At 48.5% G+C, this 25,781-nt stretch carries 33 protein-coding genes; 22 read left to right on the top strand and 11 right to left on the bottom strand.

Going from position 1 to position 25,781, the window contains the following annotated elements:
- Positions 1-2: 2 nt before the first annotated feature.
- Both rnc and HYW15_02085 read left to right on the top strand, forming a co-directional pair.
- Positions 3-716, top strand: coding sequence for a ribonuclease III (rnc, locus tag HYW15_02080; protein ID QQG42285.1), 714 nt, complete (start codon positions 3-5; stop codon positions 714-716).
- Between the two features lie 2 nt (positions 717-718).
- Complete coding sequence (locus tag HYW15_02085) at positions 719-2,866, top strand: AAA family ATPase (GenBank protein QQG42286.1); 2,148 nt, start codon at positions 719-721, stop codon at positions 2,864-2,866.
- A gap of 82 nt (positions 2,867-2,948) precedes the next feature.
- Here HYW15_02085 and HYW15_02090 read toward each other — a convergent pair whose 3' ends face one another.
- Positions 2,949-3,260 carry a hypothetical protein gene (locus HYW15_02090; protein ID QQG42287.1) on the bottom strand — a complete coding sequence of 104 codons (312 nt, stop codon included), beginning with the start codon at positions 3,258-3,260 and terminating at the stop codon, positions 2,949-2,951.
- Between the two features lie 24 nt (positions 3,261-3,284).
- Positions 3,285-4,220: a hypothetical protein gene (locus tag HYW15_02095; GenBank protein QQG42288.1), complete on the bottom strand. Its 936-nt coding sequence runs from the start codon at positions 4,218-4,220 to the stop codon at positions 3,285-3,287.
- Between the two features lie 134 nt (positions 4,221-4,354).
- On the opposite strand from HYW15_02095, the gene HYW15_02100 reads away from it, so the two are divergent.
- Positions 4,355-4,984, top strand: coding sequence for a hypothetical protein (locus tag HYW15_02100; GenBank protein ID QQG42289.1), 630 nt, complete (start codon positions 4,355-4,357; stop codon positions 4,982-4,984).
- Positions 4,985-5,025: 41 nt separating this feature from the next.
- Here the strand turns inward: HYW15_02100 and HYW15_02105 are convergent, their stop codons facing one another.
- The 6 genes from HYW15_02105 to HYW15_02130 all read right to left on the bottom strand — a co-directional run bounded on the left by HYW15_02105 (position 5,026) and on the right by HYW15_02130 (position 9,650).
- Entirely contained in the window at positions 5,026-7,125 is a 2,100-nt protein-coding gene (locus tag HYW15_02105; protein ID QQG42972.1) for a copper-translocating P-type ATPase, read from the bottom strand.
- 86 nt (positions 7,126-7,211) lie between these two features.
- Positions 7,212-7,637, bottom strand: a complete 426-nt coding sequence (locus tag HYW15_02110; GenBank protein ID QQG42290.1) for a vitamin K epoxide reductase family protein — start codon at positions 7,635-7,637, stop codon at positions 7,212-7,214.
- Positions 7,628-7,990 (bottom strand): hypothetical protein, encoded by a 363-nt coding sequence (locus HYW15_02115; protein QQG42291.1) that lies wholly within the window; start codon positions 7,988-7,990, stop codon positions 7,628-7,630. Before HYW15_02115 ends, HYW15_02110 begins: the two co-directional genes overlap by 10 nt.
- An 8-nt stretch (positions 7,991-7,998) precedes the next feature.
- On the bottom strand, positions 7,999-8,700 hold the full coding sequence (locus tag HYW15_02120) for a hypothetical protein (protein QQG42292.1): 702 nt from the start codon (positions 8,698-8,700) through the stop codon (positions 7,999-8,001).
- Positions 8,701-8,711: 11 nt separating this feature from the next.
- The gene (locus HYW15_02125) at positions 8,712-9,212 is read right to left on the bottom strand and encodes a DUF1573 domain-containing protein (protein ID QQG42293.1); all 501 of its coding nucleotides are present in this window, start codon (positions 9,210-9,212) and stop codon (positions 8,712-8,714) included.
- A 63-nt stretch (positions 9,213-9,275) separates the two neighbouring features.
- A complete protein-coding gene (locus tag HYW15_02130; protein QQG42294.1) occupies positions 9,276-9,650 on the bottom strand; it encodes a hypothetical protein in 375 nt (124 codons plus the stop codon).
- Positions 9,651-9,669: 19 nt separating this feature from the next.
- Between HYW15_02130 and mnmA the strand changes: the two genes are divergently transcribed.
- The 15 genes from mnmA (at position 9,670) to rpsI (ending at position 20,339) form a co-directional block, all read left to right on the top strand.
- A complete protein-coding gene (gene mnmA, locus HYW15_02135) occupies positions 9,670-10,719 on the top strand; it encodes a tRNA 2-thiouridine(34) synthase MnmA (protein QQG42295.1) in 1,050 nt (349 codons plus the stop codon).
- Positions 10,716-11,411 carry a hypothetical protein gene (locus tag HYW15_02140; protein QQG42296.1) on the top strand — a complete coding sequence of 232 codons (696 nt, stop codon included), beginning with the start codon at positions 10,716-10,718 and terminating at the stop codon, positions 11,409-11,411. Before mnmA ends, HYW15_02140 begins: the two co-directional genes overlap by 4 nt.
- Before the next feature lie 52 nt (positions 11,412-11,463).
- Positions 11,464-13,230 (top strand): alanine--tRNA ligase, encoded by a 1,767-nt coding sequence (locus HYW15_02145; GenBank protein QQG42297.1) that lies wholly within the window; start codon positions 11,464-11,466, stop codon positions 13,228-13,230.
- 73 nt (positions 13,231-13,303) lie between these two features.
- Positions 13,304-13,825 carry a hypothetical protein gene (locus HYW15_02150; protein QQG42298.1) on the top strand — a complete coding sequence of 174 codons (522 nt, stop codon included), beginning with the start codon at positions 13,304-13,306 and terminating at the stop codon, positions 13,823-13,825.
- Between the two features lie 165 nt (positions 13,826-13,990).
- Positions 13,991-15,160 (top strand): hypothetical protein, encoded by a 1,170-nt coding sequence (locus tag HYW15_02155; protein ID QQG42299.1) that lies wholly within the window; start codon positions 13,991-13,993, stop codon positions 15,158-15,160.
- On the top strand, positions 15,144-16,454 hold the full coding sequence (locus HYW15_02160) for a hypothetical protein (GenBank protein ID QQG42300.1): 1,311 nt from the start codon (positions 15,144-15,146) through the stop codon (positions 16,452-16,454). The genes HYW15_02155 and HYW15_02160 overlap by 17 nt, the downstream gene beginning before the upstream one ends.
- A gap of 21 nt (positions 16,455-16,475) precedes the next feature.
- Positions 16,476-16,697, top strand: a complete 222-nt coding sequence (gene infA / locus HYW15_02165; GenBank protein QQG42301.1) for a translation initiation factor IF-1 — start codon at positions 16,476-16,478, stop codon at positions 16,695-16,697.
- 26 nt (positions 16,698-16,723) lie between these two features.
- Entirely contained in the window at positions 16,724-16,837 is a 114-nt protein-coding gene (gene rpmJ, locus HYW15_02170; GenBank protein ID QQG42302.1) for a 50S ribosomal protein L36, read from the top strand.
- 18 nt (positions 16,838-16,855) lie between these two features.
- On the top strand, positions 16,856-17,242 hold the full coding sequence (gene rpsM / locus HYW15_02175; protein QQG42303.1) for a 30S ribosomal protein S13: 387 nt from the start codon (positions 16,856-16,858) through the stop codon (positions 17,240-17,242).
- A gap of 1 nt (position 17,243) precedes the next feature.
- A complete protein-coding gene (gene rpsK, locus HYW15_02180; protein ID QQG42304.1) occupies positions 17,244-17,678 on the top strand; it encodes a 30S ribosomal protein S11 in 435 nt (144 codons plus the stop codon).
- Positions 17,675-18,277: a 30S ribosomal protein S4 gene (gene rpsD, locus HYW15_02185; protein QQG42305.1), complete on the top strand. Its 603-nt coding sequence runs from the start codon at positions 17,675-17,677 to the stop codon at positions 18,275-18,277. Before rpsK ends, rpsD begins: the two co-directional genes overlap by 4 nt.
- 23 nt (positions 18,278-18,300) lie before the next feature.
- On the top strand, positions 18,301-19,212 hold the full coding sequence (locus HYW15_02190) for a DNA-directed RNA polymerase subunit alpha (GenBank protein ID QQG42306.1): 912 nt from the start codon (positions 18,301-18,303) through the stop codon (positions 19,210-19,212).
- Positions 19,213-19,215: 3 nt separating this feature from the next.
- A complete protein-coding gene (gene rplQ, locus HYW15_02195; protein QQG42973.1) occupies positions 19,216-19,569 on the top strand; it encodes a 50S ribosomal protein L17 in 354 nt (117 codons plus the stop codon).
- A 4-nt stretch (positions 19,570-19,573) separates the two neighbouring features.
- Complete coding sequence (rplM, locus tag HYW15_02200; GenBank protein QQG42307.1) at positions 19,574-19,942, top strand: 50S ribosomal protein L13; 369 nt, start codon at positions 19,574-19,576, stop codon at positions 19,940-19,942.
- On the top strand, positions 19,926-20,339 hold the full coding sequence (gene rpsI, locus HYW15_02205; GenBank protein ID QQG42308.1) for a 30S ribosomal protein S9: 414 nt from the start codon (positions 19,926-19,928) through the stop codon (positions 20,337-20,339). Before rplM ends, rpsI begins: the two co-directional genes overlap by 17 nt.
- Before the next feature lie 112 nt (positions 20,340-20,451).
- Here rpsI and HYW15_02210 read toward each other — a convergent pair whose 3' ends face one another.
- The 3 genes from HYW15_02210 to HYW15_02220 all read right to left on the bottom strand — a co-directional run bounded on the left by HYW15_02210 (position 20,452) and on the right by HYW15_02220 (position 21,399).
- Positions 20,452-20,670, bottom strand: coding sequence for a hypothetical protein (locus HYW15_02210; protein ID QQG42309.1), 219 nt, complete (start codon positions 20,668-20,670; stop codon positions 20,452-20,454).
- A gap of 104 nt (positions 20,671-20,774) precedes the next feature.
- Positions 20,775-21,161 carry a hypothetical protein gene (locus tag HYW15_02215; GenBank protein QQG42310.1) on the bottom strand — a complete coding sequence of 129 codons (387 nt, stop codon included), beginning with the start codon at positions 21,159-21,161 and terminating at the stop codon, positions 20,775-20,777.
- A 16-nt stretch (positions 21,162-21,177) separates the two neighbouring features.
- Complete coding sequence (locus HYW15_02220; protein QQG42311.1) at positions 21,178-21,399, bottom strand: hypothetical protein; 222 nt, start codon at positions 21,397-21,399, stop codon at positions 21,178-21,180.
- 188 nt (positions 21,400-21,587) lie between these two features.
- Here HYW15_02220 and HYW15_02225 point away from each other — a divergent pair, with 188 nt between their 5' ends.
- The 4 genes from HYW15_02225 to HYW15_02240 are packed head-to-tail and all read left to right on the top strand — an operon-like array spanning position 21,588 to position 25,777.
- Positions 21,588-22,292 (top strand): hypothetical protein, encoded by a 705-nt coding sequence (locus HYW15_02225; GenBank protein QQG42312.1) that lies wholly within the window; start codon positions 21,588-21,590, stop codon positions 22,290-22,292.
- Positions 22,273-22,785 (top strand): nucleotide exchange factor GrpE, encoded by a 513-nt coding sequence (locus HYW15_02230; protein ID QQG42313.1) that lies wholly within the window; start codon positions 22,273-22,275, stop codon positions 22,783-22,785. Before HYW15_02225 ends, HYW15_02230 begins: the two co-directional genes overlap by 20 nt.
- Positions 22,786-22,799: 14 nt before the next feature.
- Positions 22,800-24,668, top strand: a complete 1,869-nt coding sequence (dnaK, locus tag HYW15_02235) for a molecular chaperone DnaK (protein QQG42314.1) — start codon at positions 22,800-22,802, stop codon at positions 24,666-24,668.
- On the top strand, positions 24,668-25,777 hold the full coding sequence (locus tag HYW15_02240; GenBank protein QQG42315.1) for a DnaJ domain-containing protein: 1,110 nt from the start codon (positions 24,668-24,670) through the stop codon (positions 25,775-25,777). The genes dnaK and HYW15_02240 overlap by 1 nt, the downstream gene beginning before the upstream one ends.
- Positions 25,778-25,781: the final 4 nt, after the last annotated feature.

Consider the following 25,781-nt stretch of genomic DNA (forward strand, 5'->3'; position numbering starts at 1 on the left):
AGATGAAAGACCTGAAAGCATTTGAAAAAATTTTGGGAGTAGAATTTAAAAACCGGGAGATTTTGACGCAAGCTTTGACCCATCGGTCTTATCTGAATGAGAATCCGGAAATTTCCGGCGGGCCCGCCTCATCGGCTGACAAGCACAACGAACGTCTGGAGTTTTTGGGAGACGCCGTTTTGGAGCTTGCGGTGACTGAGCATATTTACGGAAAGTTTCCGGAAAAGCCCGAGGGCGAACTTACCTCACTCCGCGCGTCTTTGGTCAACGCCAATATGCTGGGCGACATCGCCCGGGATTTGGATTTCAATAATTTTCTCCTCCTCTCCCGGGGAGAAGCGAAAGACGTGGGGCGGGCACGCCAGTATATTCTGGCGAACGCTTTTGAGGCCGTAGTCGGCGCGATTTACATGGACCGGGGGTACGGCGCGGTGCGGGATTTTATTATTAAAGTTCTCGCGCCGAAAATTTCTGAAATTTTAGAAAAAAAACTTTACAGGGACGCCAAGAGCTTTTTCCAGGAGCAGGCGCAGGAAAGGGTTGACGTTACTCCGACCTACGGCGTTATCAAAGAGTGGGGCCCTGACCACGACAAGCATTTTATCGTCGGAGTTTATTTGGGAAAAGAATTGGTCGCGGAGGGCGAGGGGCCATCCAAACAGGAAGCCCAGCAGCAGGCCGCTGAGGCGGCGCTTAAAATAAAAAATTGGGAATAGATATGCTTTTAAAACGCCTTGAGATATCCGGCTTTAAGTCATTTGCCAAACCGATAACGCTGGAATTCCCGACGAAAATCACGGCAATCGTCGGGCCGAACGGCTCCGGTAAATCAAACATAGCGGACGCCATCCGCTGGGTTTTGGGCGAGCAGTCAATGAAGCACCTCCGGGGCAAAAAAGGAGAGGATTTGATTTTCGGCGGCACTGCGCAGATAGCCCGTCTGGCCAAAGCGTCGGTGTCTCTGGTTTTTAATAACAAGGATAAAATTTTTCCTGTGGAATTCGGCGAGTTGGTTGTATCCCGCCGCGTTTACCGCGACGGCGCCAATGATTATGTTTTAAACGACTCGCAGGCGCGCCTCAAAGACATAATTGAGCTTTTATCCAAGGTCGGGCTGGGCGCGTCGCAGCACCATATTATTGCGCAAGGGGATTCAGACCGCATTCTTTACGCCTCGCCTAAAGAAAAAAAATCAATGGTGGAAGAATCCTTGGGCCTTAAAATTTTTGAGCTCAAAAAAAACGAGGCATTAAGAAAGCTGGAGGCTGCCGAAAACAATATTAAACAGGTTGAGTCCTTAAAGCGCGAAATCCAGCCGCACCTGAAATATCTGGAGTCACAAGCGGAAAAAATGAAAAATGCTGCCCAAATCCGCAAAGATTTAAGTTCGCTGACGGAGGAATATGTGGGGAGGGAGCTTAAAACTTTGTTCTATGAATCCACTGAAGCCAAAAAAGAAAAAAACCCTCTGGAGGCGCGCGTCAAAGATTTGGAGAAAGAGATTCGGGAAAGCGAAGAAGCTCTGGGCAGGGAGGGCGAGGCGGAGAAGTTTTTCTCGGAAATAAAAAAACTGGACGAGGCACAGGACGCCATTTCTAAAAAAAGGAGGGGATTGGAAAGAGAAGCAGGAAGGGCGGAAGCCGCTTCCGCCCAGCTCTCCCCGGCCGAAGGAGTGCCAAAAGATAAAATAAAATCCGTTTTGATGGACTTGGCCTCCGATTTGGAAACCGCCTCGCGCTTTGGAATAATGGAGGCGGTGAGGAACGCAATTTTCGCAGTTACGCAGAAAATTTATAGGTTTTTAGAATCCGTAAACGGAGAGCCGCGCCAGAAAGAATCCCTCTTGCCGGAAGGCGTAAAGTTAAAAGAAGAAATCGCGAATTTGGAGAAAGAAGAGAAAGAAATTTCCGGCAGAAGGCGCGATCTCCAGAAAAATTACGAAAGCAGAGCGCTTAAAATCCAAAAGGAGGGGGCGCTTTTGAGAACAAAGATGGAGGAATTGGCCGGAGCAAAAGATTCTTTGAGAGCGATTTTGGGACGCGAGGAGCGAATGAGCATCTTAAAAAAAGAATTTGAATTGGAATTCGGGCAGTTTTTAAAAACCGCAAATCCTGCGGGCGAACTCTTGGGAGATGCCCAACGCGCAGATTTTAGAAAGAAAATTGAGCGGCTTCGCATACGGCTGGAGGAGGCCGGCGGGGTTGATGAATCCGCGCTTAGCGAATTTGAAGAGACAAAAAAACGCGATGAATTTTTGGCCAAGGAACTTGAAGATTTAAAAACAACCGCAGCGTCACTAAAAAATATTTTTGATGAGCTTGAAGAAAGAATAGCCAAGGACTTTGACGCAGGACTTTTCAAAATCAACAAGCTTTTCGGGGATTTTTTCAGGGAAATTTTCGGCGGGGGCAAAGCGGAGATAAGAATGGAGCGTCCCGAAAAGAAAAGAAAACCTTCAGAGGAAAACCCTGAAGAGAACTGGCAAGAAGAGATAGAGGAGGAACCGGGGCTGGAGATTACGGTAGATATACCCAGAAAGAGAATTAAATCGCTCGCGATGCTTTCGGGCGGCGAGCGGGCGCTTACATCAATCGCTCTGCTTTTTGCGATGTCCACGGCGAACCCGCCGCCATTTTTAGTTTTGGACGAAACAGACGCGGCTTTGGACGAAGCAAACTCGGCGAGATATGCCGCCATGCTCAAAGACCTCGGCAAAAAAACCCAGCTTGTTGTCGTCACCCACAATCGAGAAACAATGAAAGTCGCCGATGTCCTTTACGGCGTCACAATGGGCGCTGATGGCATCAGCAAACTTCTCTCCATCAAATTTGAAGAGGCCGAAAACGTTTTGGCGAAGAAAAAATAATTATCATCGCAATCTTTTATATATTCCTATATACTCCACAATTCGCGCGAATCGTAGAATGAATAAAAATAAAAGAGCCGCTTCAGGAGCGTTTTATTACATAAATAAAATTACTCAAAGCGGCTTCTAATTTTATCGCTGACATCAAGAGTACTAAAGTAACGGCTATAAGAGAAGACAGAAAGCTAATCAGTACACAATAATAAGCTCCTAGTGTTATAGGCCATAAATTGTGCATCCAGAGCGTTTGGCTCCAGCCCAATGCTTTTCCGTTACGTTGTATGATAGGATTTTTTTCAGATGACCAGTCCCATTTATCTTTTCTGGCGCAGCATAATGAACTTAGAGTATCCAATAAACACGAAAAAAGAAGAATTAAAAGAGCAATCTTCATTCTACTTTACCCCCTTAATTTATCCTACCTCGCTTTTTCTGGTTTGTAAAGGTCTTTATCTATTTTTCTGTCAAAGCAGGTTTGGTCAGCTCCGTGCGCCCAGTTTTCGTTGCCGTAGTAAATATTTTCAGGATAAATAGGCACGGCGCGTTTGGGCGTATTTGCGGACTGGTCTAAGCTCGACAGATTAAATGTCGCGCAGAGTTTGAAGTTTTCCGCTCGGGCGGTTTCATAAATATATTCTGCGCCGCTTTCCGGGTCTTTGGGGATGGCGACTCCGCGAATCGGGTCATTAAGCTCGTTCAAATTTTTTGGCAAAGCTGCCTTTTTTACCCAATAATTTATTATTTCTGATTGAATTAACTGGAGATGCTGAACTCTTTGGTCGTCAAATTTCCGGGCGCGCTCTTCTTTTGGGGAACCCACAAGAAAAAAACCGGCGGCAATCGCCGCAAGGATTATCAAAGACGCGCCGTAGCAAAAAACTTTGTGCGGCGCCTTGTTTTTAATGTCTAAAATATAATATCCGAAAACAGCGCCGGCTACCGCCAATACTGCAAAAATTTTCAGCAAAAATCTCGTCGTCATCTCGCCCTGGAGGAGATTATAAATCAATGTCACCAGGTCTCCGATGATTATTATCCCTGCCAGAAAAAGCGTGAAATAAAGCAGCCATTTTCTTATTTTCATCTCTCGCTTTTCGGGAGTGGCGGCATACCCTTTGTTCAAAAACCACGTTGCCCAGATATAAACCGGGAAAACCACGATCAGGCTCGCTATCGCCCAGCGGACGGACGAGCGCGCGGCAAGGAGCGTGTAATAATTTTCCGAAAGCGCGTCCGGCAGCCAGATGTTGATGTAACTGAAAATCAAATTTATAAACATCCCCGCGCTGACATAAAGCGCGATGATATTTAAAAGCTGAAGAAATACATCCTTGGGTCCTGTTTTTTCATTCATAAGCTAAATATAACATTTTTTCCGGCGATTCCCAATCCACAGCTTGCGCGTTGCAATGAGCCGGATATTCTTGCTATAAAAAAGCAGGAGCGTTCCGTTGATAAAAATCCATTGCTAAAAAGGAGGCATTGCAGATGGTGACATCCAGAAAGGGCTCGCAGCTTTGGCTTTCGGGGTTCACGGACGTGGTTCAAAAACCGGAGGAGCTGGCAACCAACCTCGCTATTCTGAAAGAGTGGCGGAGGAACGCCTGCTTTAAGATTGAACTTTCGGAAGAGCGTTTCAGGGCATGGATTAGATATGCCCATGCCAAAAACGGCAACGGTCATCTGACTTTTTGGCCGAATAACGGCCAATGGCTTTTTGAATGGATTGCTGCGGCATTGCCCCAAAAAGATGCCGCCGCGCCGTTTTTCTTGCGTTGCCGGTGCGGATTGCTGCCGGTTTTTTCCAAGAAATGCGCTTGCGGGAAGCTTAGCTGGTGCCAGCATCACCGGGATTCGGACGCGATGTATGATCATCTTGACCATGAATGTTCGCTTTGGTGCTGCGAACACTTGCATGCCTACCGTAGCAGAGAGGAAAGAATCTGGACAGCGGCGGAAATCTCGGGATTGGTTGAGAAGTTGAAAATTGCGCTTGCTGAACCGCAAGCGATAAACGGCGCGGTTATTCTCCAGGTGGAATGCCGCCAACATAGCGGCAATCTGGAATTGGTATCCGCGCTCAAGTGGTTCAAAAAAAACGCAAGAGTGGCAGACTAATTCTTGTAGGGGCGTGTTTCATCACCGCCCCTTTTTATTTATTATTCCTTAAGCCGAGGTTCAACGCGCTTCAGAAGCACGGCGTTGGTAGCCACTATTATTGACGAGGCCGACATAAGAAGCGCGGAAATTTCCGGGCGCAAGGACCAGCCGAGGGAGCTGTAAAATACTCCGGCCGCAATCGGGACAGCAAGCACGTTATAAATCGCCGCCCAAAACAGGTTTTGCTTCATTTTAACCACCGTTGCTTTCGATAAGCGAATCGCGGCCACAATATCGTAAGGATCGGATTTCATCAGCACAATGTTGCCGGTCTCTATGGCGACATCGGTCCCCGCTCCAATCGCGATGCCGATATTTGCTTGCGCCAAGGCCGGCGCGTCATTGATGCCGTCGCCGACCATAGCGACGAATTTTCTTTCATTCTGCAATTTTTTTACATACTTTGCTTTATCGCCAGGGAGGACTTCGGCGAATACTCTGTCAATGCCAAGTTCTTTCCCGATGCCCTCGGCAACTTTTATGTGGTCGCCGGTAATCATCACAACTTCCAATCCCATGCTCTTCAGCGCCGAGATTGTTTTTTTGGAATTTGCTCTGGGAGGGTCAGCGGCGCCGACGACGCCGGCAAAAACTCCGTCAACGGCGAGCAAACTCAATGTTTTACCTTCTCCGGCAAGCCGGTCAAGCGCGCCGCGCCCGGGCGCGGTTGATACTCCGTTATCTTTCAGCAGTTTTTCCGTTCCGGCTAAAATTATTTTGCCCGCTTCGCCAGAGCCCAAGCGAGGCGAGCTGCCAATCCGCGCTTTAAGTCCGTGGCCGGCAAGCGACTCAAAATTTTCCATCGCATTTAGCGGCAAAGCGCCGCGCCTCTCGGCTTCTTCCAAAATGGCTTTCGCAAGCGGATGATTTGACCCTGCCTCAATGCTGGCTTCGTAACGCAAAATGTCGTGCGCGCTAAAATTATTAAAAGCAATGACATCAATAACCTTCGGTTTTCCCTCGGTAAGAGTTCCTGTTTTGTCAAGAATAATGGCGTTGATTCTTGAAGCGTTCTCCAAAGTAGCCGCGTCTTTGATGAGAATATTGTGTTTGGCGCCGATGCCCGTGCCCACTGCAACCGCGGTTGGTGTGGCCAGCCCCAAGGCGTCAGGACAGGCGATCACGACAGCGGATATCGCGAATGTCAGCGCGGTTAAAAGCGCCGCGCCTGCCGCAAAATACCAGCCCAAAAACGCTGCGACTCCGGAGCCGATGGCGACCAGCACAAGCCAGCCCGCGGCTTCGTCGGCAATCCGCTGGCCGGGCGCCTTGGAATTTTGGGCGGTTTCCACCAGTTTGATGATTTGCGCCAGAACCGTTTCCGACCCCACCTCAGTGGCTTTGAATACAACCCTGCCGGTTTGGTTTACGGAGCCGCCTATCGCCTTATCGCCGATTTTTTTTGCGACCGGGATTGATTCGCCGGTAACAAGCGATTCGTCAATTGAGGACTCTCCTTCAATAATAAGGCCGTCCACCGGTATTTTATCTCCGGGTCTAAGCACCACGATGTCGCCTTTTACAACTTCTGCGCTCGGAATGCTAATCTCTTTGCCGCCGCGAATTACTTTTGCCCGCGGCGGCACGAGATTAAAAAGCGCGCGAAGCGCGTCGGATGTGCCCCGGCGGGAGCGCATTTCCATCCAATGCCCGAACAGGACGAAGGTAACCAATAGGGCGGCCGCTTCGTAAAAAGTTTCGCCGCCTATGGTGAAAGTCAAAAGAACGCTGAATAGATAGGCCGCGAGCACGCCGGTCGCGATTAGAACCGACATATTTAATTTGCGGGCCTTGAGCGAGTAATAAGTTCCGGTGATAAAGATTGAACCGGTCCAAAAGACGATCGGAGTCGTCAGAATAAAAAGCAGCCAATTTGCTGGAAGGGGTGTTGGCAGAGTTAGTTTAAAATAATTCAGTCCCAGAGGAGAGTAGAGGACGATGGGGACGGAGAGAAAAAATGAAATCCAAAACCTGCGCCGCATGTCGGTTTCCATTTGTTTCGCCATCTGCGGATTGGTCATAGCTGCCTCGTGGTCTTTGTGGCTTAATTCCGAGACATCGTAACCGTCTTTCCTTTTTTCTTTGGGAATTAGCGCCATGCCGCAGCCCGGACAATTTCCTGGTTCGTTTTTAATTACCTCCGGATGCATCGGGCAGGCGTAAATAGTTTGTTTCATTAATTTAATTATACTCTTCTTAGCAAGCCCCGCCCCTGCGTCAATAAAATATACAAGCCGATAATAAAGAGCGTCGCGGAAGTTGCGGCCGAAATCAGACAGTAGAAACAGAGCGCTTTTATGACGAATATTTGGAGATACAAAAACCATACCGATACCAGAAAGCCGACGGGCGTGAGCCCGGCGGCGACAAAGAGGAATCGTTTTTGTTTCGTCGCTAGGTAGCACAGAAGAAAAGCGATAAGAAGCAGATAGTAAATCGCGCCCAAAAGCGCCACGGGTAATCCGGCGAATACCGAATAGGCGCTGGCCAAAACCTTGTCGCAGCCCTCAAGCGCTCCGCAAGCGACGTTGGCGCCGGCATAATGGGTGGCCGTAAGATAAACGGCGTCAGTGAATCCTATAAAACCAATGAGCAGAAATATCAGCAGCATTGTTTCATTTTTTCTTCCAGTAATTCGCGCGCCTTTGTGTTTTGCGGCTCGGCAGTTTCAATTTTTCTGAAAAATAGGAAGTACGCAAGCCCGGCGACAACAACAAGTTCCAACAAAAACACGGGAAAAGTCATATTGCGTACCGCCAAAAAAGCAAGCAGCATGCCGACGGCGATTATCATGGGTTTTTGCTTTTCAAACTGGTAGGCAATGCCTACAACCGTTCCGCCCATGAGAAGCGCGATGAGCGGCAGAAAAGTTTCGGACGGCAGATATCCGGCGAGGACCAGCGCCGTAAGGGCTAGCCATGTTCCCGCGACGGCTGAGCAAATTGGACAAATTCTAAGACGCATATTTTAAATTATAGGAGATAAATAATAATCCCTAAAATCACCATCGCAAGCCCTGCCCACGCTTTTTCGGCGGATTTTTCTTTTTCCTGCCAACCGCGCACGCGCTCCAGGAGGTTTTTATTGCTTGAGATGAGCAAAACCGCGATCAGGGGCAGGACGAATATAAGGTTATAGACCAACAGATACCCCGCTCCGCGGAGGTAGGTGGTTTTATCGTTTAGGAGCCCTACGGCCGCGAGGTAAGGCCCACCGGTGCAGGGAAATTCGCAGAGCCCGACAAGCGCTCCCAAAAGAAAAGCGGCGGGCAAAGATCCTTTTTCAATGAGCGCCGACATTTTATGGTGAGCGGCGTTTGGAATTTTCAATTTAATCGGAAATTTCGGGAAGAACCAGTTTATAATGTTGATTCCACCGAGGGCAATCAGAAGCGCGGCTCCGATTTTTGCCATGAAATGCGGGGTATTAAAGAGGTGCAGGACTTGCAGCAGCCCCAGGCCGATTGCGAGATACACCAGAAAAACCCCGGCGATGTAGAAACCGCCGACGGCGAGGATTTTTGAGCGCAGATGCCCTACTGAAAAAAGGAAAGCGATGGTGAGGAGCAGAATGGAAAAAGCGCAGGGGTTGATGCTGTTAATGAGCGCGGAGGCGGCTATGAGCGGAAGAAGCCATTCTCCGCCGTTTGATAAACTCCAGACGATTTCGGTCATAGGTTTTAATCCTAGGGCGTAACAATCGCTTTAATTTTTAATTCCTTCACGCCGCGGTCGGTGTCCAAATAAATCACCCGTTCAATCGGGCCGACTCCGGCCGGCCCGTGCGCCGCCGGATCAAAGACGGCTTCCAGCTCGGTTTCCTCGCCGGAGGCGAGTTTAATGTTTAGTTTCGGAGTAAAGCCGTGCCCGGGCATCCCGAAAGGCCCCCACTCTCCGGCTGCGGTTTTAAGCGTTGCCGCGGTGCACATGCAGGAAGTGTATATTTTGTTGACGGTTACCGGCTCTGCGCCTGCGTTTTTGATTTTAAACGCGTGCCTGACATTGCCGGCGGCCATTGAGATTTTTCCGAAGTCAAAATTTTCTTCTTCGGCCGCGAGCCCGCCTCCGGCAGCGGAGGAATTTTTGCCGGGGCTGTCGGCTTTTTGGGCATTGCCAAGCCAGATTATCCCTCCAAGGATAATCGCGCTGGCCAAAGCCCCCACGACAATATTTTTATTTTGTTGCATAAGAGAAAATTAAATGAATAAAAAGCGCCCATTAAAAACGGGCCTTGAAAAGAAAAATCAAAGTTAGCGGCTGTTTTCGCGGAGCGCCAGCCACTCTCTTAGAGATTTCGCGAGCGGGGAGAGTTTGATTTCAGCAGAATTGAAAACAAAGCTGGATTTTGTTTCGGGAGAGAAAATCTTCGGCGCGGGAATTGAAAAGATTGCGTATCCTGCCAGAAGGAGCGTGAAGATTAAGGCCAACGAGAAACTTTTGAAGGCGGTCGTATGGAAAAAGGCGACTGCGAAAGCATTATTTTCGGGGCAGATTGAACCGGCAAGAGTTGAGGCCAAACAAATTCTGTGCGCCATATTTTCGTCCATCGCCAAAAATCCGAACGCCGCGAGGGCGGTAAAACTCAAAATCAGCCAAATTGCGCCTATGGACTTCATTGATTCCATTATATTATAATGTCACCGCATGTCAAAGGAGACAAAAAAACAAAAGGTGTTTGTGGCGATGTCGGGAGGCGTGGACTCTTCCGTGGCGGCTTTGATTTTAAAAAATCAGGGATATGATGTCACTGGAGTTCATATGCTCTGCTGGGATGGTTGCGAAAATAATGAAGACAAGCGGGATGCGACGCGGGTGGCGGCGAAGCTCGGCATCCCGTTTTTGGTTTGGGATTTTAAAAAAGAATACAGGGAATACGTTTTTAATTATATGGTGCGTGAATATGCCGAGGGGCGGACGCCAAATCCCGATGTGATGTGCAATAAGGAAATCAAGTTTGGAATTTTTTTGAAGCGCGCACTAGAGGCGGGGGCTGACTATATTGCGACTGGACATTACGTTAAAAAAAACAGCGATAAACTTTTTGCCGCGAAAGATAAAAACAAAGACCAGTCCTATTTTCTCTGGACGCTAACTCAAGACCAGCTTAAACATTGTCTTTTCCCGATAGGCGATTATTTAAAAAGCGAAGTCAGGGAGCTCGCGCGCGGATTTGGCTTGCCGGTGGCCGATAAAAAAGATTCGCAGGGTCTTTGTTTTGTCGGCAAAATTGATTTCGGAGAATTTTTAAAAAAAGAGCTTCCTAAAAAAATCGGCGCGGTTGTTTCTTCGGACGGGGGAAAAATCGGCGAGCACGACGGCGCGCATTTTTACACTATCGGCCAAAGACACGGATTGAATCTCGGCGGCCAGCCCCGGCCGGTTTTTGTTGCGGAGCGAGACGTCGCTACAAATACTTTGGTGGTGGCAAGAGGCGCAGACGACCCGGTTTTGTATCGCCAAGAGATTACTGTAGAGAACGTCAACTGGATAGCTCGCCCGAGAGGAGTTTCTCTTCTTACTCGCATCCGCTATCGCCAACCATTGCAGACATGCCGCATTTCGGGAAAAAGAGTGGTTTTTGACAAGCCCCAAAGAGCCGTAGCCCACGGGCAATCCGTCGTTTTTTATAAAGACGGCCCCCTCGATGATGCCCGGGGCAGGGAAATGCTCGGCGGTGGTATAATAGAAAAATGATCTATCCTTATACGGCGTTTTTGCATCTGGCGATGACGATTTTATCTTTAGCAAGTTTGGTTTATCTTTTTTACCGCAAGCGGAGTTTAAACAGCGCCGCGGTAGGCAATTATTTTAACTGGTTTTTGCTTTTCTTTTTGTACAACATTTTTCTTATTTTACCGCTTGCTCTTTTTGGCGAATTAAATTTTATTAGCGGAATTTTTTATAATTTTGCCCTTTTGTTTTTGGGGTTGGGCGCTTGGCAGGCCTTGGCGACTGCGCTTGATTTCATGGCTGCAAACAGTTTGCTTAAAAAGACTGTTTCAGCTCTTTATTTGGCGGGCATTGCTGCTGCTATTGGTCTCCATTTTGCTTTTCCTGAAATCCCTCGCGGGACGCTGGATGGCAACTGGGTTTTGTGGTATTCCAATCAATCCATTTCCCTTTTTTACACTTTATTTATGTTTATAGCCGGCTGGTTATTTGCTTTGACGTTTTTGAAAGGAATTAACGCCATGCCCGCGCTTTTAAAATTCAGGGGATATTGCTTTGTGTTCGCAGGATTTGTTCTGCCGTTCGCCGCTTTTTATTATTTTGGCGCGAAAAACGTTATGCACATTTATTTTGCTTTCTCTTTTTCTATTTTAGGGCTTTTACTCTTCGCCGCCGGGAATATCCTTGTTGGACTTTTCAAAGAGTCCGCCTCTTGATTTTTCTTCCGCTGCCATTTTTTAATTTAAAATTTGATGCTAAAATCTTCTTATGTCCTCAAAAGAACTTAGGCAGAAGTTTTTGGATTTTTTTTCCGCACGCGGGCACAAAATCGTGCTTTCTTCTTCGCTGATTCCCGACGACCCGTCGGTGCTTTTGACCACCGCCGGCATGCAGCAGTTTAAGCCCTATTTTTTGGGTAAAGCTGATCCGCTCAAAGATTTTGGAACACGACGCACGGCATCAATTCAAAAATCGTTTCGCACTTCGGATATTGACGAAGTTGGAGATGAAAGCCATCTTACTTTTTTTGAAATGCTTGGACATTTTTCGTTTGGAGATTATTTTAAAAAAGAAACCATAGAATGGACATACAAATTTCTTACCGAAATTCTCAAAATTCCCAAAGAGCATATATCGGTAACTGTTTTTGCTGGAGATAATAAAATCCCTTTTGATAAAGAATCGTACGATGCCTGGTCTAAATTTTTACAGGCAGAAAAAATTAAAAAAGGCCCGCGCGCAGACAATGTTTGGGGACCGGCGGGTCCGGAGGGACCTTGCGGAGCCGCCAATGAAGTTTATGTTGATGATTTAGAAGTGGCCACGCTGGTTTTTATGGAATATTACTGCGCCAAAAATGGAAGTTTAACTCTGCTTCCGCAAAAAGGAGTTGATGTCGGCTGGGGATTTGAACGGTTGGCTATGATAGTTCAGGACAAAAAAAACATTTTTGAAACGGATTTGTTTGAGCCGCTTTTTGAGCTTTTACCAGACAATGTTTCGGAAAAGCATAAAAGAATAATAGTTGACCATATCCGCGGGACAGCGTTTTTATTGGCTGACGGAGTGCGGCCATCAAACAAAGAGGCGGGGTATATTTTGCGGCGGCTTTTGCGGAGGGTTTTTGTTTACGAATATCAAGCTAAATTATCAAAGCACGTTTTAGACGGAATTTTACATGACATTATTCACGAATACGGCGAGTTTTATTCGGAGCTTTTGAAAAACGCCGAAAGTATTCACGAAGAATTTAAAAAAGAGCGTGACGAATTTTCAAAGACCTTATCGCGCGGGATTAAAGAAGTATATAAATTTGATAAAATCGATGCCCCCACGGCATTTAATCTTTACCAGTCCCTTGGTGTTTCTTTCGAAATCATAAAAGACGTTGCCGGAGATAAGGCAAAAAATCTTACTCGAGAAGAATTTGATAAAGAATTTGCCAAACATCAGGAAATCTCGCGGGCGGGGCGGGAGAAAAAATTCGGAGGGCATGGGCTTTTGCTGGATACCGGGGAGCTTAAAGCCAAAGACGGAGAGGAGCTGAAAAAAGTTACGCGATTGCACACAGCGACGCATCTTCTACAGGCGGCTTTGAGAAAAGTTTTGGGAGAGAGCGTAAAGCAGGCTGGCAGTGACATCACCGCGGAGCGGACAAGATTTGATTTTGCGTTTGACAGAAAACTTACTGACGAAGAAATCAAAAAAGTTGAGGATTCGGTAAATTTGGCGGTTAATAAAAAATATCAGGTTGATATGAAAGAAATGGTTTTGGAGGACGCTTTAAAATTGGGCGCTCTTAGTGTTTTTTCCGCCAAAGGCGGATCCGCCTTTGGCGGAAAGGAAAAATACCCAGAGAAAGTAAAAGTTTATTCGGTCGGCGATTTTAGGGCAGACCCGCCGGAGATCTTCTCTAGGGAGCTTTGCGGCGGCCCGCACGTAAAAAATACTTCCGAAATCGGCCGGTTCAAAATTTTAAAACAGGAAGCAGTCGGCTCCGGCACCCGCCGTATCCGAGCAGTTGTTATACTATAAGTGCGACAACGCAACAATTGCAAACATAACATTTTGCTACGATCGGGAGAAAGTGTTATATTAAGCATAATACATGTTTAAGAAAATAATTTTAAAAGGCGTACGTAAACCATCCGTGGCAGAATTGGTGCTTTTGGCGCTGAAAAGAACAGTAGATTGCCCATTTGAAATACTGATGGAATATAGCAGAATAAGAAATCAGCTTAGACCGGAATTTGTGAGAGTAGCTACAAATCGCTTAAAAAAACGGAATTTAATCCAAACGGAACGCAGAGGAAGGCAAATTCTTTTTACACTAACCGGAGAAGGTGAAAAGGAAGCAGAAAAAATTAGGTTAAAATTGGAAATGACTAAATCTAAACCTTGGGATGGAAAATGGCGTATTATTGTTTTTGATGTCCCAGAAAAGTTGCGTGGCAAACGAGATCTATTGCGGCGGGAATTAATTAATTTCGGTTTTAAACAACTTCAAAAAAGCGTCTGGGCTTACCCACATTCTTTACCGCAAGAATTTACTGATTTATGGGAAGAGATTGGAATTCTTAGACATTGTATAATTTTTGAAACCAGTAAGATAGAAAATGCTAGAATTTAGTATAACAATTCTGCTCGATCGGAAGAAAGTGTTATACAGTTTAGATTACTTGCAAGGATATAAAATAAAAATAAAAAAAGCTCCATTTTGTTTTCAGCCCTCCTTTCTCTGCTCGCCATCATAGCAATTGCTTAAAATTTGTCCATAGCGTGCTATAATATTCTCATGCTTTCATGGATTTTTGGGCACAAAAAAAAGACGACGCACATCTTGGCGATTGACTTGGGAACAGCATCAATTTCCGCCGCGGTCGTCGTGCGCCATGAAAAAGCCGGACCGAACGCCCCGGCCGGGCTCTGCGAGATTAAAAAAGTTTTGAGGCATCCCTTAAACCTTTTGGGCTACCAGCTTGCCGCGGACGCCGGCAAGCTCCCTTATATTTTAAAAGACGGCTTCATGAAAGTTTTTAAAGACGCTTATGCCGCCTCCCGCCACGCAGACGTTATTTTAATCGCGCTTTCCGAGCCGTTTTTTTTGGATAAGAAAACGCAAAGAGAAGAGGCGCGCCCTAACCCGTCTAAGCCGATCAGTCGAGCCGAGATTGACACCATCGGAAAATTTTTAAGCGAAGACGTTTTGGTGGCAAACAGGCGGCTCGCGCCGGTCGGGCGGAATATTCTTGCCATGCGAGTGAACGGATACGACATCGTCGACGCAATCGGGTATAAAGGCAAAACGTTGGGGGCCGAGGCCGTGTTTACTTTAGTGAGCGCGACTTTGAAAGATTACGTAGATGAAGCGAAAGAAAAATTTTTCCCCCGGAGCGCGGTTTCTTTTTCTTCCGATACCTGGGTTCTATGGAAGCTGCTAAAATCCACGGAGAATTTGTCCGGTCCGGTTTTGGTTGTGGACATCGGCGGAGAAGTGACCGGAGTGTTTGGAGCCGGCAAAAACACGATTGAGCACATGGGCGCCGCCGCTTTCGGCATAAGGACTCTCGCCAGGCGCATCGGGGCGGCGCTAAAAATTGGGCCAGAGGAGGTTGAGCCGATTTTGCGCAAGTATACTGCCGGCGCGCTGGATGAGCGTTTGAAAATGAAGGTGGACAGGGTTTTATCTGCGGCGCTTTTTGATTGGTGGGCAAGCATTAAAAATTTCGCGAGCGCGCCGGCGGCGTTTAAAAAAATATTGCTTTCCGGAGGCGGGGCTGACTTCTCCGTTTTCTCCGATTTTCTGAAAGATTGCCTGAAAAAGGATTATGGCGCGGATGTGTCTGTGGAGCTCTTGCGCGCGGAGGCGTTCAATGATTTTTTGGACCCGGCCGGCGCGCTCTCCGGCGGCGGCGACGTTATTTTAGCGGCTTTGAGCATTTTTGCTGATGCCAAGACAGACTAAAGAAAGTTTTATAGACATTCTCCCCTCAAGCGGCAAGCGCGTGATTTCGGATGTTGTGATTGCGCCAAGAAAAGAAATTACTTCTCAGTTTTTCAAAGAGCCACCGGCGGCGATCAAGCCCCCGAAGCGCTATTTGAGGACGGGACGCAGGGGCAGGTCCGTTTTTACGATTTTGGCGCTGCTTGCGCTGGCTGCCGTCTTGAGCGCGGTTTTCGGGAAAGTTGAAGTGACGGTAACCCCGAAAGCGTTGTCTGTCCAAATGGACAAAACTTTGCCGTTGAGCAAATCCCGGGACGGCTTGCCTGACGGCAGCGCGGGCAATTTTCTGATTTTCAGGACTCTCACGCTGCCGCATAAGGAGAGCGGTTCATTTAACGCCACGGAAGAGAAATTCCAGGACCGGAAAGCGCAGGGTATAGTCGCCCTTTTTAACAAATCTAAGGCGCCCCAGATTCTTATCGCTTCCACGCGCCTTGAGGCGCCGGACGGCAGAATTTATCGGATTCCAAAAACTATAGTCGTGCCCGGTGCCAAGACACAGGGCGGGCAGGCGGTGCCCGGTTCGCTGGATGTGACGGTAATTGCGGACAAGGCGGGCGCGGAATACAATATCGGGCTCTCGGATTTTACTTTGCCCGGTTTTAAAGATTCTCCCAAATACGAACTCGTCTTTGCAAGGTCCAAAGCCGAAATATCCGGCGGAGCAAGCGGAAAACAAATTGTGGTGGGCAAATCGGACACGGATTCCGCTCTGACGGCACTTATGCTGCGAGTGCGCGAGGCCGCGCCTAAACTTATTTCCGGAAAAATACCAAAGGAAGAATTTTTAATTGCGGAGTCGGTTGAATATGCAGCCGCCAAAGAGGGTTCGGACCCCGCCCCGGGTTCGCCGGCGGAAAAATTTGATTTCAGCGCGGAAGGAGAAATCAGGGGGGCAAGCGTTGAAAGGCGGGCTTTAGAGGAGGCGCTTTTGAAGAATTTGCCCGAACTTGCGGCGCTCGAGGGAGCTCCGGTGCGCGTAAAAAATCTGGACAAACTGCCGATGAAATTAATCGGCTATAAATTTGAAGCGCGCAGTTTTACGCTGGCCGTCCGCGGCACGGCGGAGATTGAGGCGGTTGTGGACACCCAGACGCTAAAAAGCGCGATTTTGGAGCATGGCGTCAGGGGCGCGATTCTGCGGTTTTCCGCTTTGCCATCAATATCCGGAGTGGAGGCGCGTTTTAAGCCCTTTTGGTGGCGCAAGACCCCCTCCGACCCCAGCCGCATTGACATTATTTTACAAGGGAGCTAAGATAGGGACTATTCGTTGTTAATGCCAGCTTCGCCAAAAGACAAACTTATTAAAGAAGGGCAGGTTATTGAAGCGTTGCCTTCGGCGACGTTCCGTATTTTATTGGGAGACGGCAAGGAAGTCATTGGGCACCTGTCGGGCAAGATGCGCGTCCATTACATCAAAGTGCTGGTCGGCGACCGCGTTTTGGTTGAATTCAGTCCTTACGACGAATCCAGGGGACGAATTGTTAAAAGGTTATAATTATTTATATTGAGCGAAATCAAAATATGAAAGTAAGGGCTTCGGTAAAACCAAGGTGCGCGAGCTGCAAGGTCGTCCGCAGGGGCGGCAGAGTTTTTATCGTCTGCAAAAATCCGAGGCATAAGCAGAGGCAGGGTTAAATACTTAAAGATTTAAAGATGGTCAGAATCGCAGGGGTTAATATCCCGGACAATAAAAAAATTCCCGTTTCTCTCGCCTACATTTACGGCATAGGGAGGCCATTGGCGCGCCGCATTTTGTCTTCCGTGAAAATTGACGAAAATAAGCGCGCCAAAGAACTGGCCCCGCAGGAAATAAGCAAACTCCGCGACCTAATTGAAAAAAAATATAAAATTGAGGGGGAACTAAGGCGGGAAGTCACCTTAAACATTAAAAGGTTAAAAGACATAAAATCCTACAGGGGCGTCCGGCATATGAGAAATCTCCCCGTCCGCGGCCAGCGCACAAAAACAAATTCCCGCACCCGGAGAGGCAACGTCCGCAAAACAATGATGTCCGGCAAACGCAAACTGGAAAAGAAATAAAATGGGCAAGAAAAGAATAATTCAAAAAGCGGATTTGACTACGGACGAGGGCAGGGCCTCGGCCGTTAGGGTTGCTTCCCCGAAGAAAAAAATTACGGACGGAGTCGTCCATATACTTTCCACTTACAACAACACGATTATTTCCATAAGCGACCAGAGGGGGGACGTGATAATGTCTTCTTCTTCGGGCGCCCTCGGCTTTTCCGGTGCTAAAAAGGGGACGCCGTACGCGGCGACAAAGCTGGCGGAATTTTTGGGAGACAAAGCCAAGGCCGCCGGTGTGAAAAATTTAAGCGTTTTAGTAAAAGGCGTAGGCGCCGGGAGAGACGCGGCATTAAGGTCGCTTGTCGCGCAGGGGTTTGATATTTATTCAATCCGCGACGCAACTCCGGTTCCCCACAACGGCCCGCGTCCGCCGAAACCGAGAAGAGTATGAGAACAAATTGTAAAACTTGCAGGAGGTTGGGTATGTCTGTTTGCGGGCGCGAGAAATGCGCTTTTAAGCGCAAGCCCTACCCCCCGGGCATTCACGGAAAATCTTTCCGGCGCGGTCTTTCGGAATTCGGCACGCAGCTTAAAAGCAAACAAAGGGTGAAGTTCCTTTACGGCCTTCGCGAACAGCAGTTTAAAAATTACGTGCTTTCCGCTGTTTCCCAGCACGCCATTCCCGCCGGCGAGGCGATAGTGCGGAGCTTGGAATCGCGTTTGGACAACGTTGTCTACCGTCTGGGGTTCGCCCCGACGCGCGCCGGAGCGAAGCAGGTGGTGAACCACGGCCATATTTTGGTGAACGGCAAAAGAATCAACATCCCTTCCTGCAGGATTAAAATCGGGGACGAGGTTAAAATACGGCCGGGAAGCGTCGGCAAAGGAGCGTTTTTGAATCTTCCCGTGACCATAAAAAAATACGCTCCTCCGGAGTGGCTGGAGATTGACAAAGACGCTTTTTCCGGTAAAATAATTTCAGCGCCACTCGCCGATGATTTAATAAGGTCTTACAATTTAAACTCAATAGTCGAATATTATTCGCGTTAACAGCTAATTTTTTGCTTAATTTTATGGATCAGAGCACGGTTTTGCCAACCCATACCCGCGTCGTTTCCGAAGAGGATTCCAAGGGAACATACGAGATAGACGGCTTTTACCCGGGCTACGGCCATACTTTGGGAAATTCGCTTCGGAGGATTTTGCTCTCCTCGCTTTCCGGCGCGGCCGTGACGAAAGTAAAAATAGAAGGGGCGTCTCACGAGTTCGCCACGCTGCCGGGGGTTTTGGAAGATGTCGTTACGATTTTGCTCAATATTAAACAGCTTCGTTTTAAAATCCATACAGACGGGCCGGAGACGGCGACTCTGGAAGTCAGGGGCGTTAAAGAAATCAAAGGAAAAGACATAAAATGCCCCACTCAGCTTGAGGTTATGAATAAAGACCTCTATCTTGCAACCCTTACCGACAAAAACGCCAGTTTCAACGCCGAGTTTACCGTGGAAAAAGGCATTGGGTTCGTGCCCTCCGAAGAGCTGGTCAAAGACAAGATTTCGGTGGGAACCATAGTGCTGGACGCGATTTTTACTCCCATCCGGCGAGCCACTTACGAAGTTGAAAATATGCGCGTAGGCGACCGCACGGATTACAACCGCCTGCGCCTTTTTATAGAAACCGACGGGACAATTTCTCCCCGCGCCGCGCTTAAGGAAGCGCTCCGGATTATGCGCCGGCAAATAGAGCATATTGAAAATTTTGAAGGCGGCGCCGAGCCCGGCGCGGCGCCGGGCAAAGAAGAGGGCTTCGGCGAGATGAAGCTTTCCCAGCGCACTAAAAATGCGCTAATCTCCGCCGGCATCAGCACGCCGGAGGAATTGTCCCAAAAATCCGAAAGCGAAATCAGGGACCTAGACGGCGTCGGCGAGAAGGCGGTTGCGGAAATTAAAAAAGCGCTGGCGAAACTGCAGCTTTCTTTAAGGGAATAAAAAATAAACGCGGTGAAGAAAGCGAGAAAATTCGGAAGAGAAAGAAACCAACGGCGGGCGTTTTTAAGGAGCTTGGCGGTTAGTTTGATAGCACGCGGGAAAATTAAAACTACGCTCGCCCGCGCCAAGGAGCTCCGGCCGGTCGCGGAGCGACTGGTGACGCGCGCCAAAAGGAGCGAGAACCCTGTTTTGGCGCACCGCGATGCAAGAAGATTTTTACCGAAAGAGGCGGCCGCTAAACTGGTCAAAGAAATCGCGCCCAGATACGGAACGAGAAACGGCGGATACACCAGAATTATAAAACTTAACCGAAGAAGCGGAGACGCATCGCGGATGGCGTTCATAGAGTTTGTGTAAAAATATGACGAAAGAAATTATAATTGACGCGAAAAACAAAAAGCTCGGGAGGATTGCCTCGGAGGTTGCCAAGGCGCTAAGAGGCAAAACAGACGCCGGTTTTTTGCCGCACACGGTTGTTTTGCCCAGGGTCATTGTGAAAAACGCCGGCAGCATCGCTTTTTCGGAAAAGAAACTCAAGGATAAAGAGTTTTGGACGTACTCCGGCTACCCTGGCGGCAGAAAAGTAAAAAGTGCCTGGGAAGTCGCTGAAAAATCCACTGGCTGGAGGAGCGATATTTTGCGCCACGCCGTCTCGGGGATGCTCCACAAAAACCGGCTTAAAAAATTAATGATTAAAAATTTGATAATTTATAATGGAGAAGACAAATAAAAACGGATACTTTGAAGCGGTTGGACGCCGGAAAACTTCGGTTGCCCGCGTGCGCCTTTTTAAAGAGAAAAATGCTTTGCCGAATATTTCCATAAACGGCAAGGCGCATTCGCAATATTTTCCTACTTTGGAGCTCAAAAAAATAGCGGAAGAGGGGCTGGGCGCGGTGCGCGCGGAGGGTGTGTACAGGGTTTCGGCGAAAATTTCCGGCGGGGGAATCCATTCGCAGGCGGAAGCATTGCGCCACGGCATCTCCCGCGCGCTTTTAAAAGTTGACGCCGAAAACAGGAAACCCTTAAAGAGTTTAGGATACTTAAAGCGCGACCCGCGGATGAAGGAACGCCGCAAATTCGGTCTCAAAAAAGCCCGCAAGGCCCCCCAGTGGGCGAAGAGGTAGAATGTTACTGAAAAACGATTTTGACCAACTTAATGCGATCGCGTTAGAATGACCAAAAAAAATTTTATAGGAAGAAAAATAAAATGGCCCCGTCGTCCGCGACGGGGCCTGCTCAATTTTGCGAAGATAGGATGACGTTGGGGACTATTTTCCAGGTTAGGTTGTAAGTAATACGACACTCAGATTTTTGGCCACCAACTTCAATTGTTCGTTGCGACCAGTGTGGTGTGATATGACCCCTCTTTTCGTCGTCGCAAACGAAGATAACATCTCCAATTTTTAAAACTTCTTCGCAACCTTGAGCGGGTTCTATTTGTGCCTTTTTAGCCATAATAGAGCCCTCCTCTCTGTTTCCATTATGAGCAGATAAAGAAGAGCTTGTCAACGATTACAAAATAAAAAAAGAGGGGCGGCAGTTGCCATCCCCCTATGCATTCAGACCCAGTACCGTTCTGCAGACTTCTGGACACGCCGACTTGCTTCTGCGGTTTTGCGCTCACAGAGCACCTTAAAGTTGCGCTGAACTCTTGCTATGGCGTTTTCGCTCACCTCGCCACCCGCCTTTCGGCAGATCTCCATCATTTGCGCTAGCACCACGTCCGCGATTTCCCTAGGCCATTGTTTAGGCCGGATTGCTAGAGCAACATGGCTTGACAGGTTTTTCTTTTCCACCTGTCTAACGCAGAGATCCACTTCATGCGCGCTGCTTATCCGCCCCAATATGTGCCTGCATTCCTCGGGCGTAGTAAGTTCGCGCATAACGATGAAAACCGTCCCGCTTTCATCTGCCGGGTCCATCCATACTTCAACTTTTTTCCCCATAGCTGTCTCTCCTCCTTTAGTTTAATGTCGGTATGTCGATGAATTGTTTCAAGAGCTCGGGATTCTTGCGCACATTCTTCTTAGCGAGAAGAGCGGACTTGGCAACTTGGTCAAGAATATTGCAAAGCCGATCTTTGTCCAAGCCAGCCGCCTCTTTTTCGGTAAGCCCGCGAAGTCGGAGTACATAAGACCCGGGTTCTTTTGGATGCGGAACAAAACAAAGTTCATGGCAGTCCATAAAACCCTCCTTTCTGGAGCTTAAAGCCCCTCTGATATCAGCTTATGCCGGAAAATCAAAAAAGTCAAGCTTGCCTGCCCTGCCTACCGGCAGGCAGGCGGCAGGCAGGTGGGGAAACCAGGGACCGCGAGGCGCGTTAGCACTCTTGACTGGAGAGTGCTAACTTTGATATATTACTAATTACGAATATGATACTGGAACAGAGGAAAGAAAACATTTTGGATTTTATAATAAGGGACTATATTAAGACGGCAACCCCCGTGTCTTCAGGCCGTATTTCTTCTCGCGGAGCGCTGGACGCGAGCCCGGCGACAATCAGGTGGGTGATGCAGGCGCTGGACGAAGAAGGGTATCTCTATCAGCCGCACATCTCCGCTGGCCGCGCCCCGACCGACAAAGGATATCGCTATTTTGTGGAAAACTTAATGTCCGTGCGCGAGCCGGCTTCCGAACTCCGCGGCGAGCTTGACCGCATTACTGAAAAAATGAATTTGGAGCTGAACTCGGCTTTCGGCGAGCTCTCCCGCGTTTTGGCTGGGCACCTTAAACTTTTTTCCGGCATAGGAATATTGGACGAAGAGCGCATTTTCGGGCACGGCCTCCCGGAGGTCTTGAAGGAGCCGGAATTTTTACGGCGCGGCATGGCCGCGCGCTTTGCTGATTTCGCCGAAAACATCCACCGCGACATAAAAACATTTTCGGATACGGAGGTTGACGTAAAAGGTTTTGGAATCGTGAGCGTGCTCTTTCGCGACGAAAATCTCGGCGAATGCGTTATTTTCTCCGCCGGCCCGCAGCGCATGAATTACGAAAGGGCAGCCTCCGCGGTTCGCTATGCCGCCGAAGACATTAAGAAAAGTAGAAAGACAAAAAATGCAAAACGAAAAAGATGATATTATAGAGAGTGAAGTCGTGGAGGAGGACGGGCTTGGCGATAAATTAAAAAAACTGCGCGAGGAGCTTAAGGTTTGCCAGAAAGAAAAGGCGGAATATCTGGCGGGCTGGCAGAGGGCAAAAGCGGATTTTATCAATGCAAGGAAAGACGAGGAGAAAGCCAGGGCAGAGTTTGCAAAGTTCGCCGGTGAGAGGATTTTGCGGGAGATGCTGGCGGTAGCCGATTCGCTTCTTGCCCGCCGTAGCTTTAGCGAAGGCGGGGAGGACCCGATTTACAATCAGTTGCTCGATATATTAAAAAGAGAGGGCGTTGAACAAATTGAGGCCAATGGCGGGAGATTTGACCCGATGTATCACGAGGCGCTTGAGCGGGTTGGGGTTTCTGAAAGAGAAAGAGACGGCGTTATAATTGAGGAGCTGCAAAAAGGATACATGATTTATAACCGCGTCCTTCGGCCAAGCAAAGTAAAAGTGGGAGTTTATAAAGCTTAACTAATTAAACAAACATGGCAAAAATTCTAGGAATTGACTTGGGGACGACTAATTCGGCGATGGCGATTGTTGAAGGCGGAGTCCCGAAAATACTGGAAAACGCGGAGGGGGCGCGAACCATGCCTTCAATGGTCGCGTTTTCAAAATCCGGCGAGCGATTAGTCGGGCTTTTGGCAAAAAGGCAGGCGGTGACTAACCCAAAAAACACTATTTTTTCGGTAAAGCGGCTGATTGGGCGGAAATTCAGCGACGCGGAGATTAAACGAGATAAAACTCTTTTGCCTTACGAAATCAAAGAATCCGCCAACGGCGGAGTAGAGGTCAAAATCAATGAAAAATGGTACCGGCCGGAGGAAATTTCGGCTATGATTTTGACGAAATTAAAAACCGACGCCGAAGCCAAACTCGGCGAAAAAATTGAGGAGGCGATTATCACCGTGCCCGCCTATTTTGACGATTCGCAGAGGCAGGCCACAAAAGCTGCGGGAGAAATAGCGGGATTTAAAGTTAAAAGGATTTTAAACGAGCCCACCGCCGCCGCGCTGGCTTACGGGCTTGATAAAAAAAGGAACGAACAGATTGTGATTTACGATTTGGGGGGAGGCACATTTGACCTTTCGGTGCTTGAAATCGGGGACAACACCATTGAGGTCCGCGCGACCGGCGGGGACACCCACTTGGGCGGCGACGATTTTGACCAAAGAGTCATCCAGCATATTGCCTCGGAATTTAAAAAAGAATCCGGGGTTGACGTCACCAAGGACGTCTTGGCGCTCCAGCGCCTAAAGGAAGCCGCGGAGAAGGCCAAGCACGAGCTCTCAACCGCGCTTGAGACCGAAATAAATATTCCCTTTATTACTTCTGACGCCTCCGGCCCGCGGCACCTGATTATGAAATTAACTCGCGCCAAGCTGGAAGATTTGGTGCGCGATTTTTTGGACAAATCTTTTGAAATCACAAAAAATGTCGTCCGCGAGTCCAAGTTTGAATTAAAAAACATTGACGAAATTGTCTTGGTCGGCGGGCAGACGAGGATGCCCGCGGTTCAAGAGGGGATTAAAAAGCTTTTTGGGAAGGAAGCCAATCTTTCCATTAATCCCGACGAAGTCGTGGCCGTGGGTGCGGCGGTGCAGGGCGGAATTTTGCGCGGCGACGTAAAAGACGTTTTGCTTTTGGACGTGACGCCGCTCTCTTTGGGTATTGAGACCTTGGGAGGCGTGATGACAAAAGTCATTGAAAAAAACACGACGGTGCCAGTCGCGCGTGCGCAGGTTTTCTCAACTGCGGCTGACAACCAGACCTCCGTTGAGATTCATGTTTTGCAGGGCGAAAGAGACATGGCGGCGGATAACAAAACTTTGGGCAGATTTATTTTAGACGGCATCCCGCCTGCGCCGCGCGGTATGCCGCAGGTTGAGGTTAGTTTTGACATTGATGCCAACGGGATTTTGTCCGTCAAAGCCAAGGACAAAGCGACGAATAAAGAGCAATCCATAAGGATTGAAGCGTCTACAGGGCTCTCTAAGGACGAAATTGAGAAGATGAAGAGAGACGCAGAACTTCACGCTGATGAGGATAAAAAGAAAAAAGAATTGGTTGAAGCCCGAAATCGCGCGGATGCTTTGGTTTATACAGCGGAGAAATCTTTGCGCGATGCCGGGGATAAAGTTGAACAAGCAACCAAGGACGAAGTCAATCAAAAAATAGAAACGCTCAAAAAAGCCAAAGACGGCGACGATGTTTCCGAAATCCGTAACGCTGAAACCGCCCTTGCCCAGTCCCTCTCCAAAATCGGCGAAGCGATGTATAAAAAACCGGAAGGAGGCGGCGGGCCAGATGTCAAAGACACGGATTATAAAGACATTGATGGAGATAAAAAATAATGGCCAAGGACTACTACGAAATTTTGGGGGTGAAGAAGGGCGCTTCGCGGGAGGAGATAAAGAAAGCGTATAGAAAACTTGCGCATGAGCATCACCCGGATAAAAAAGGGGGAGATGAGAAAAAATTCAAGGAAATAAACGAGGCCTATCAGATTTTGGGTAACGAGCAAAAACGCCAGCAGTATGACCGGTTTGGACAAACCTTTTCCGGACAGGGGCCGCAATGGGGAGGTAGTGATTTTGAAGGATTTGACGGCGGTTTCGGGGATATTTTTGAAGATATTTTTTCCGCCCAAGGCGCTGGCGGGAGCCAGGCCTTTGGCTGGGAAGATTTTTTGGGCGGGCTGGGGGGTTTCTCCGCCAGAGGCGGACAAGGGCGGAGAGCAAAACGGGGCAGCGATATATCTTTGGGCATTGATGTTTCGTTTAAAGAGTCAGTTTTCGGCGGGCGGAGAAGCGTGGTTATTGAAAAATCGAAAAAATGCGAAATTTGCAAGGGTTCCGGGGCGGAGCCGGAAAGTTCACTCAAAAAATGCCAGACCTGCGGCGGCACGGGGACGGTGCGCGAGACGCGCCGTTCGCTCTTCGGCTCCTTTACGGCGCTTTCGGAATGTACGATTTGCCGCGGGCGCGGGGAGGTGCCGGAGAAAATCTGCAGGCATTGCCGTGGTTCGGGTATTTTAAAAAAATCGGAGACGATTGGCATAGATATTCCCGCGGGCATCCGCGACGGCGAGGCAATCAAATTCACAGGCATGGGTGAAGAGGTTGCTAAGGGGCAGGCGGGGGACCTTTATGTCCGGATACGCGTTTTGCCGCACCATGCTTTCCGCCGCGAAGGATTTGATATTTTAACTGACTTGCATTTGCCGGTATCACGCATGCTTTTGGGAGGGGAAGAAATCATAGAAACGCTGGATGGCAAGGCCTCGGTGCGTATTCCGGAGCTTTCCAAAGCGGGGGATTTTTTGCGCCTCCGCGGGAAAGGGGTAGTCAAAGAAAGAGGCGGTAGGGGAGATTTATTAGTCCGCCTTTTTCCGAAGTTGCCCAAAAAACTTTCGCATCAGGCGAAAAAGCTCCTTTCTGATTTGGAGAGGGAGGGGCTATAATATA

This window comes from Candidatus Giovannonibacteria bacterium (genome assembly GCA_016432405.1).
Classification (GTDB): domain Bacteria; phylum Patescibacteriota; class Minisyncoccia; order UBA11713; family 2-01-FULL-45-33; genus MFHE01.

What these genes read in the sequence shown, in the direction of transcription:
- rnc (QQG42285.1), top strand. Translation starts at nt 3, where the DNA reads ATGAAAGACCTGAAAGCATTTGAAAAAATTTTGGGAGTAGAATTTAAA.
- HYW15_02085 (QQG42286.1), top strand. Translation starts at nt 719, where the DNA reads ATGCTTTTAAAACGCCTTGAGATATCCGGCTTTAAGTCATTTGCCAAA.
- HYW15_02090 (QQG42287.1), bottom strand. Translation starts at nt 3,260, where the DNA reads ATGAAGATTGCTCTTTTAATTCTTCTTTTTTCGTGTTTATTGGATACT.
- HYW15_02095 (QQG42288.1), bottom strand. Translation starts at nt 4,220, where the DNA reads ATGAATGAAAAAACAGGACCCAAGGATGTATTTCTTCAGCTTTTAAAT.
- HYW15_02100 (QQG42289.1), top strand. Translation starts at nt 4,355, where the DNA reads ATGGTGACATCCAGAAAGGGCTCGCAGCTTTGGCTTTCGGGGTTCACG.
- HYW15_02105 (QQG42972.1), bottom strand. Translation starts at nt 7,125, where the DNA reads ATGGCGCTAATTCCCAAAGAAAAAAGGAAAGACGGTTACGATGTCTCG.
- HYW15_02110 (QQG42290.1), bottom strand. Translation starts at nt 7,637, where the DNA reads ATGCTGCTGATATTTCTGCTCATTGGTTTTATAGGATTCACTGACGCC.
- HYW15_02115 (QQG42291.1), bottom strand. Translation starts at nt 7,990, where the DNA reads ATGCGTCTTAGAATTTGTCCAATTTGCTCAGCCGTCGCGGGAACATGG.
- HYW15_02120 (QQG42292.1), bottom strand. Translation starts at nt 8,700, where the DNA reads ATGACCGAAATCGTCTGGAGTTTATCAAACGGCGGAGAATGGCTTCTT.
- HYW15_02125 (QQG42293.1), bottom strand. Translation starts at nt 9,212, where the DNA reads ATGCAACAAAATAAAAATATTGTCGTGGGGGCTTTGGCCAGCGCGATT.
- HYW15_02130 (QQG42294.1), bottom strand. Translation starts at nt 9,650, where the DNA reads ATGGAATCAATGAAGTCCATAGGCGCAATTTGGCTGATTTTGAGTTTT.
- mnmA (QQG42295.1), top strand. Translation starts at nt 9,670, where the DNA reads ATGTCAAAGGAGACAAAAAAACAAAAGGTGTTTGTGGCGATGTCGGGA.
- HYW15_02140 (QQG42296.1), top strand. Translation starts at nt 10,716, where the DNA reads ATGATCTATCCTTATACGGCGTTTTTGCATCTGGCGATGACGATTTTA.
- HYW15_02145 (QQG42297.1), top strand. Translation starts at nt 11,464, where the DNA reads ATGTCCTCAAAAGAACTTAGGCAGAAGTTTTTGGATTTTTTTTCCGCA.
- HYW15_02150 (QQG42298.1), top strand. Translation starts at nt 13,304, where the DNA reads ATGTTTAAGAAAATAATTTTAAAAGGCGTACGTAAACCATCCGTGGCA.
- HYW15_02155 (QQG42299.1), top strand. Translation starts at nt 13,991, where the DNA reads ATGCTTTCATGGATTTTTGGGCACAAAAAAAAGACGACGCACATCTTG.
- HYW15_02160 (QQG42300.1), top strand. Translation starts at nt 15,144, where the DNA reads ATGCCAAGACAGACTAAAGAAAGTTTTATAGACATTCTCCCCTCAAGC.
- infA (QQG42301.1), top strand. Translation starts at nt 16,476, where the DNA reads ATGCCAGCTTCGCCAAAAGACAAACTTATTAAAGAAGGGCAGGTTATT.
- rpmJ (QQG42302.1), top strand. Translation starts at nt 16,724, where the DNA reads ATGAAAGTAAGGGCTTCGGTAAAACCAAGGTGCGCGAGCTGCAAGGTC.
- rpsM (QQG42303.1), top strand. Translation starts at nt 16,856, where the DNA reads ATGGTCAGAATCGCAGGGGTTAATATCCCGGACAATAAAAAAATTCCC.
- rpsK (QQG42304.1), top strand. Translation starts at nt 17,244, where the DNA reads ATGGGCAAGAAAAGAATAATTCAAAAAGCGGATTTGACTACGGACGAG.
- rpsD (QQG42305.1), top strand. Translation starts at nt 17,675, where the DNA reads ATGAGAACAAATTGTAAAACTTGCAGGAGGTTGGGTATGTCTGTTTGC.
- HYW15_02190 (QQG42306.1), top strand. Translation starts at nt 18,301, where the DNA reads ATGGATCAGAGCACGGTTTTGCCAACCCATACCCGCGTCGTTTCCGAA.
- rplM (QQG42307.1), top strand. Translation starts at nt 19,574, where the DNA reads ATGACGAAAGAAATTATAATTGACGCGAAAAACAAAAAGCTCGGGAGG.
- rpsI (QQG42308.1), top strand. Translation starts at nt 19,926, where the DNA reads ATGGAGAAGACAAATAAAAACGGATACTTTGAAGCGGTTGGACGCCGG.
- HYW15_02210 (QQG42309.1), bottom strand. Translation starts at nt 20,670, where the DNA reads ATGGCTAAAAAGGCACAAATAGAACCCGCTCAAGGTTGCGAAGAAGTT.
- HYW15_02215 (QQG42310.1), bottom strand. Translation starts at nt 21,161, where the DNA reads ATGGGGAAAAAAGTTGAAGTATGGATGGACCCGGCAGATGAAAGCGGG.
- HYW15_02220 (QQG42311.1), bottom strand. Translation starts at nt 21,399, where the DNA reads ATGGACTGCCATGAACTTTGTTTTGTTCCGCATCCAAAAGAACCCGGG.
- HYW15_02225 (QQG42312.1), top strand. Translation starts at nt 21,588, where the DNA reads ATGATACTGGAACAGAGGAAAGAAAACATTTTGGATTTTATAATAAGG.
- HYW15_02230 (QQG42313.1), top strand. Translation starts at nt 22,273, where the DNA reads ATGCAAAACGAAAAAGATGATATTATAGAGAGTGAAGTCGTGGAGGAG.
- dnaK (QQG42314.1), top strand. Translation starts at nt 22,800, where the DNA reads ATGGCAAAAATTCTAGGAATTGACTTGGGGACGACTAATTCGGCGATG.
- HYW15_02240 (QQG42315.1), top strand. Translation starts at nt 24,668, where the DNA reads ATGGCCAAGGACTACTACGAAATTTTGGGGGTGAAGAAGGGCGCTTCG.